This is a genomic window from Oleiphilus sp. HI0117 (assembly GCF_001635235.1).
In genome coordinates this window covers 1-6,800 of sequence record NZ_LWGA01000886.1, presented here as the reverse complement: position 1 = coordinate 6,800, position 6,800 = coordinate 1, and the positions used below count along the sequence as shown (strand labels likewise).

The 6,800-nt window shown below is 44.9% G+C and carries 6 protein-coding genes; 2 read left to right on the top strand and 4 right to left on the bottom strand.

Translation table 11 applies throughout. The features are described 5' to 3' along the window. Positions 1 to 693 (bottom strand): peroxidase family protein (locus tag A3757_RS15575; RefSeq protein ID WP_304439192.1); only part of this gene is annotated, 693 nt, incomplete at its 3' end. A 429-nt stretch (positions 694 to 1,122) separates the two neighbouring features. On the opposite strand from A3757_RS15575, the gene A3757_RS15570 reads away from it, so the two are divergent. Together A3757_RS15570 and A3757_RS15565 are read left to right on the top strand one after the other, a co-directional pair. Further along, on the top strand, positions 1,123 to 3,747 hold the full coding sequence (locus tag A3757_RS15570) for a LuxR C-terminal-related transcriptional regulator (protein ID WP_068739893.1): 2,625 nt from the start codon (positions 1,123 to 1,125) through the stop codon (positions 3,745 to 3,747). A gap of 100 nt (positions 3,748 to 3,847) precedes the next feature. Continuing rightward, entirely contained in the window at positions 3,848 to 4,714 is an 867-nt protein-coding gene (locus A3757_RS15565) for a methylated-DNA--[protein]-cysteine S-methyltransferase (RefSeq protein WP_068568077.1), read from the top strand. Here the strand turns inward: A3757_RS15565 and A3757_RS15560 are convergent. The 3 genes from A3757_RS15560 to A3757_RS15550 all read right to left on the bottom strand — a co-directional run. After that, entirely contained in the window at positions 4,697 to 5,416 is a 720-nt protein-coding gene (locus A3757_RS15560; protein ID WP_068513558.1) for an SGNH/GDSL hydrolase family protein, read from the bottom strand. The genes A3757_RS15565 and A3757_RS15560 overlap by 18 nt on opposite strands. 21 nt (positions 5,417 to 5,437) lie before the next feature. After that, on the bottom strand, positions 5,438 to 5,806 hold the full coding sequence (locus A3757_RS15555; RefSeq protein WP_068508062.1) for a response regulator: 369 nt from the start codon (positions 5,804 to 5,806) through the stop codon (positions 5,438 to 5,440). A gap of 317 nt (positions 5,807 to 6,123) precedes the next feature. Next, on the bottom strand, positions 6,124 to 6,800 hold a 677-nt coding region (locus tag A3757_RS15550), incomplete at its 5' end, for an HD-GYP domain-containing protein (protein ID WP_156506347.1).

The following is a 6,800-nucleotide window of genomic DNA, read 5'->3' as shown; positions in this document are numbered from 1 at the left end:
CAAAGTACCATCACTTTCAATAGCGAGCTTACCATCTTCAAATGAACGAACAGAATCATTGGTTTCTTTGTTGCTGCCGTAAAGCTGTGAGCCATCCCACCAGTGAGTATTGTGGTTACGGTAAGTCGCTGGCAAGTAAGCATCGTCTTCAACGCTACGATCCGGATCAGCAGTTGTACGTTGTACAGACATAACACCCGTACCTAAAGGGTCACCTGATGGTAGAGGCACTTCGATATCGTTATCGGTCGCATTAGGGCCGTGGCTCACCCAATCGTGAACCATGAATTGAATCCATGACGCCGCAATAAAGTTAACGCTGGTGGCGGGCTTAAATTGCTCACGCTTCATCAGCGAGTTACTGACTTCACGCGGGTTAGGGCTCAACAAGGTACCGTCTTCCGTTTCACCAAAGGCGGCTTGAAGCTCGACGTTTCGTCCAAAGCGCATATGGACAGAACCTTCTGACGGGTTCTCCAGAATATTACAGGTACCATCTTCTGTTCGAGCGGTGTGGCTTCGCTCATCACAGACAATACCTTCGTTTGCTAGTTCAAAGTCTTCTGTCGAGATCATATTGTTCTCGAGCAGCTCACCTCGTTCCAAGCCAATTATTAGTGCAGCGCCTGCTACACCGAGTGTGCCGTATTTGACCAGGGCCGGCCAGGTTACCCATACCGAGTTAATAATCATGTGTCGTCTCTCCGTCCATTATTTTTGTTTTCTTTGACAAAAAACCCTTTCCCTAAGCAGGTGCATATTGGGGGATACGCTCGACCCCTGCTTGAGGAAAAGAGGACAACTTTTGTCAAGTAACCGGCAGGGTAAGGATAGTGTTAAAACTTTAACACCCTCCTAAAGGATGGGGAGATACAAAAATCAAGGTACACTCGATCTCTTAAGCCTGTTTCAGCCTGAGTTCAAACGTTAATAGATAAATTACCGACAATTACAGCAAAAGTCATAAAACATGGCCTATTTCACACTTTGAATAGTGGTATTTCACAATATTTAAAAGCGCTATTGAGATCGAAAAGGACATAATGCAGTCTTAATTAGTAGACGCATGTATGCCATATAGAGTCAGAACAATAACAAGGAATCAGGACGAGCGGTGGCACTATGAATACTCATATCAAGCGAGATGATCTAATAGCACTATTGGATAAGGGGCTAGGCTACCCTCTTGTTCTCATGGTGGCACCACCCGGTTCCGGAAAGAGTGTTTTGCTGGATCAATGGGTAACTCGGCAAAAATCCATTCATACTGAATGTCAGACCTTGCAATTCCAGACCTCCCCAAAGCTTAATGAGGGCAACGCATTATTTGCGTTAATATTTGAGTCCCTGAAAAATATCGCGCCGCTATGGGATGCTTCATTTTTTAACCTTTTTAAAGATGACTCCGAAGTAAAGCCCGAGCAAATCATTGAGGTTTTCATTGAAGCCCTAACACAAATTGATCATCCATTAGCGATTGTCTTTGATGACTTTCACCACATAAAAGCCAGTCATATTCATAAGACGCTAGAACGCTTAATCAGCCAATTACCGAAGCATGTCACATTTGTTTTATCATCTAGACGACACCCCCAATTTTCGATTGCAAAACTAAAGCTGCAAGAATCTGTATTGTTGATAGATGGCAATGATTTAAAACTAGATGAAACAAACCTGCTCGCATTAAATCAAACCATTGGCGGTTCCAGCCTACAGCCCAATAGAGTCAATACCTTGCTCGACCAAACAGAAGGCTGGTTCGTCGGTACAAAACTAGCACTACTTGCCTACGACAAAGTTGGAGAATCTGCACTAGATAGCTTTAGCGGTAGTCAGCCCGAATTACTGAATTATTTTGGTCACGAAGTCCTTAATAAGCTCACTCCTAGCGCTAAACGCTTTGTACTATCGACAGCTATTTGCAAATCTTTCAATCAGGATCTTTGTGAAAATGTACTGAATATCGACTACTCGGCGGCCAGTCTTGAAGAAATCACTATGCAAGAGCTGTTTCTTTCGCCAGAGTCTAATAATGCTGGGTGGTATCGTTACCACCCGTTGCTACAGGACTTCTTACTAAAACGCCTGGAAATTGAAGAAGGCCCCGAACATATCAAGCACTTACACTTCCTTGTCGCCAAATACTTCCTTGAGCATAAGGATCTCGACAGCGCGATCTATCACGCTAGACAATCTTCCGAGCAAAGCTTCTACTTCAAGATTCTAGAAGATGCTTGCGCGGGCTGGATAAAACAAGGAGAGCTTGAACGAGTCACAGACAGCCTAAGTAACTTATCAAGTGAAGACTTTACACAGCACCCTGAATTACTGATCAATCAACTTTATGCTTTATCATTTACCCGACGCTTCAATCAAGCCGGATATTTCCTCGAGAGACTTAAGCTCGGCTATACTGCGGGCTCCGGCACGCTAAAAGCTCATTACCAGTTCTTTCATTATCTACTCAAACTCTTTCAAAGTGACTCGGAAGTTCTGGCTCCCGATCCGCAATATGCCAAGAACCTTGCAGAGGCGCCTCAAGAGATCCTCGGCTTTGTAAAGGTACTGGAGGCCTATGCCCTGATGTGCAGCGGAAACTTGAGTTCTGCTTTTCGGCTGGCAAATGAGGGTAAAAGTATCCTGAACCAGAATCAGCATCACTTCTTCGAAAGCTTTGCCAGCTTAGTCATCATTTTATGTGACCGATATTTAGGCAGGGGTGTCGAGGCTATTCAACTGATGAACGAAGTGTTTCTGCCTATTAAACATGGTGACAGAAACCCGCTATGGGCAAACCTGGCGACCGGTATGATGGTAGTAGAATATGAGCAAAATCAGCTGGATAAGTCACTGGAATTGAGCACGCAATTAATCCCACTAGTTAACCACTCCTGCGCAACGGAAGAAGTAGCGACGGTTTATCTATATAGCTCCCGGGTTTTTCATATAAAAGACCAATCGTCCAAAGCAAGCCGCTTACTTGACCAACTTGAGCGTATTTTATCTTTAGGTGACTATCAGCGCTTTAATAGCCAAGTAGTTCACGAAAAAATGCGCCAGGCGTTTCGTAGCGGTTCTTTCTCAGTTTGTAAGCACATTTTCGAAAAGTACCACTTAGATGAGTTCATCAATAAAGGAGTTTGGCAGAAATCCGGGCAATATGAAGAGCACCGGGAAAGAGGTGCACTGGCTGCCGTATATTTTTTGATATCTAAAGGTCGCTTTAAACAAGCAAGCGACTTGCTCGAAGATATCGCCCAGTTGCTAGACCGGAACAATATCACCTCACGAGTATTGATAGCACGCTGCAATATCGCCATGATTGCCTTTAGGCAGGGTAACACTGATGCGGCGATCAGTCTGGTTAAGCGCCTCATTAGCCGTTATGGTTTGGTCTGTTTTTCCCGCAGTGTATTTGATGAAGCTCCTGGGCTGGAACTGCTCTTCCAGCAAGCGGTTAATGAATCCAGAGTGGCCCTGCCCACCATTTTTACCGATATTTTTCATACCTTGGTAGCAGCTGGTGATAAGTTCCAAGACCTGATTCAACCAGCTCACCTGCTGACCGACAAGGAACTCGAAATATTTGAGCTTCTATCCACTGGCCTAAGTAACGCGGAGATTAGTAAACAGTCTGGTATTGCTTTATCAACGACCAAATGGCATTTAAAGAATATCTACAGCAAGCTAGGCGTTGAAAACCGAAGCGCTGCTCTGGCCTTGGCACATAAAACACAGCCAGCATAATCCTTAAAATGAGCAAGGATCGGGTCGCAACGCCTTGCCGTCTTCTCTTATACTGACTTATCACCAAGCTCTTCAGTTTATGAGATTTCAGGAAGGCACCATGACACGGTTTGACGAACAGCACCGCCATTACCAGATAGTCGCTCAAGCGATCACTTTTCTTGACGCTAAACAGGGTCAGCAACCCAGTTTAAGAGCGGTATCCGAATATGTTGGCTTGAGTGAGTTTCACCTGCAGCGTGTGTTTACTCAATGGGCGGGGGTATCACCCAAGCAGTTCTTACAATTTCTGACCAAGCAAAAAGCCAAAGCTTTACTTAAGCAACACTCTGTCTCTAATTCCGCTTACAACAGCGGCTTAAGCGGGAGTGGCCGACTTCACGATCTGATGGTTCAGTGTAAAAGCGTGACACCTGGCGAATATAAAAGTGGTGGCCAAGGCGTTCAAATAGACTATGGCTTTCACCCCTCTCCCTTCGGTTATTGTCTGCTAGCTCTGACTCAACGAGGCTTATGCAAATTGGCATTTCTTGACTCACTGGAGCTTCAAGCAGAAGGTTTGGCTGAGATGAAGCGCGAGTGGCCACATGCTGAACTAAAGCAAAACCAAGCGAGCACATTAACTACCCTAAAACGTATTTTCGACTCTGGACCAGCAAACGAGAACAAGTTGAACTTGCTCTGCAAAGGAACGCCTTTCCAACTGTTGGTATGGGAGGCCTTACTGAAGATTCCTGAAGGCGAGTTGCGCTCTTATCAACAGGTTGCTGAGCAAATCAATCAACCAAATACTACCAGAGCCGTCGCTTCAGCCATTGCGAAGAACAATATTGCCTATTTGATTCCCTGTCACCGGGTCATTAGAAGTACGGGGGAGATTAATCAATATCGCTGGGGAGCAGAACGCAAAAAAGCGATGATCAGCCTGGAATGCTGCTCGACGATACCTTCAACGCTGGGGCAATAAACAACGCTCTTTAAAGTGCTCAAGTAAAGCTTCTGACCATAAGCGGTAAGCCTGCGCACTGGGATGGAAGCCATCACTGGCAAAGAACTCTTTTTGCATAGGAAACTGAACACTAACAAAAGCTAAAGCCTCATCTAGTGCTGCCTGTTCGTTCAAAGCACTATTCATTGCACGAGAACGACGCCCCAAAAACCAGCGAAGTGGCTGAGGTAGAGCCGGAAATTCATGCATGGGAGGTACACTGCTCAAGAAGATATGACGCGCTTGAAACTTGTCTTGAAGCAGCAGTTTTAACTCTCTTTGCTGCTCTAGCCAGTGTTTCAGTCGTGTCCCGCCGGTTATATCATTGACACCTAAGGAAGTAATGACAACATCGGTTTTAAAAGCCTCAAGCGCATGTAGGCGCTCTAGCATCTCAGATGTCTTCAAGCCTGTTTCGGCTAAAAGGCGCCACTCGATAGCGCGGTACTGCGACAGTTTCGACACCAGCTGCCCTAAAAGCGCATCGTTCTGACTATCAACGCCAACACCTGCAGCAGCTGAGTCACCTAGAATTAAGATGCGCAAAGGCTCCCCGTTACCTAAAATACCTTCACGGCTACCTTCAGGCTCAGGAAGTTTAGGCGTCACTTTTTTAGTATAGATTCCCTGCGGAACGAGAATAGGTGACAAAGCCAGGGTGAGAAGAGCATCATCGATCATAATGGCAAGAATTGCTAAGACTTAGGCAATATCCAACAGCTTTTCTATGGCTGGTTTGAAGCGCTGAGGACTCAAGGGCTTTAGAATCCAACCAGTTATACCGGTATCTTTACCTACTTTTTTCAGCCTAGGGTCTGACTCAGTTGTTAGCATCAAAATAGGCGTTTCTTTGTAAGACTCCATATTCCTCAATGCAATGGCTAAATCAATTCCCTTCATATTAGGCATATTGTGGTCTGTGATCACTAGGTCAAAGTTCTGCTTTTTCGCCAAGTCGAGCGCTTCCAAGCCATCCTCAGCTTCGACTATTTTCAAACGTTCATCCTTTAAAACAAAGGTAACCATTTCACGAACGGTAGAAGAGTCTTCAACAATTAAAATAGATCTCATTTTTCAGGCTCAGTATTAAAAGTAAATATTCGGTGAGGTGCACAACTCACTTAAGTTTAGCAGCTCTTTCAAGGGTAAAACATAAATCTTCAATGATTGGTTTACTGAGCCCCAAACGCTTAATGTATTTATAGTTGGTTTAAGTGCTGCAAAGGAGCAATGAGCTGTAGCAGAAGAAATCAATCACAACGCAGTAAAAGGGTTCACAACATGGCCGAGAAAGCGTCTAAGGGCGCAAAACAAACTTCTAAGACTGCCGCAAGACTGTTAGCGCTTTCGTCATTCCTTCAAAGTTCAGTACCAGGCTTTAAGGTTTATTACTGTACTGCAAGGCCAAAGTTTAAGCCTTTGGCCTTGTATTCCTTAAGCTGAACGCCAAAGGCCCCGTCTGTATATATTTCTTTAACTCGAAGCGGCTTACCATGCTGATCTTTTTGCTCATTACTTAGATCAACAATCCGTTCAGCACAGCTTTTCTTCTCAGTATTCCTGACAATAATCAGTTTGGGGCGAAGCTTATTGTTTCTTTGGCACGATAGGATAATACCAACTTCGCCATTGGTCAGCTCAACAATATGCCCCGGTGGATAAATTCCTACTAAGCGAATAAAAGCTCGAACAATTTCCTCATCAAACTGCTGGCCACGACAATCGTAAAGAATACGCAAACCTTCCAATGTCGAACGTGCATCACTATAAACCCGGTCACTGGTAATGGCATCGAAAGCATCCACCACGCTAACAATTTTAGCGAAGAAAGGAATCTTTTCAGCAGTCACCCCCCTTGGGTAACCCTTACCATTGAGATGTTCATGATGACAATACGCAACATCAACCGCGACCGGAGGCACGTCTGATTTAGACATCAGCAGCTTGCGACCATGTGTCGCATGTTCCTTGACGAGTTCATATTCCTCGGAATTTAAGGATCCTTCTTTATTCAGCACCTCGATGGGTATATTAATCTTTCCCACATCATGCAGCATCGCCGCAA

Bases quoted from the DNA above. Each gene is read 5' to 3' on its own strand.
- A3757_RS15570 (WP_068739893.1), top strand. From the start codon at position 1,123: ATGAATACTCATATCAAGCGAGATGATCTAATAGCACTATTGGATAAG.
- A3757_RS15565 (WP_068568077.1), top strand. From the start codon at position 3,848: ATGACACGGTTTGACGAACAGCACCGCCATTACCAGATAGTCGCTCAA.
- A3757_RS15560 (WP_068513558.1), bottom strand. From the start codon at position 5,416: ATGATCGATGATGCTCTTCTCACCCTGGCTTTGTCACCTATTCTCGTT.
- A3757_RS15555 (WP_068508062.1), bottom strand. From the start codon at position 5,806: ATGAGATCTATTTTAATTGTTGAAGACTCTTCTACCGTTCGTGAAATG.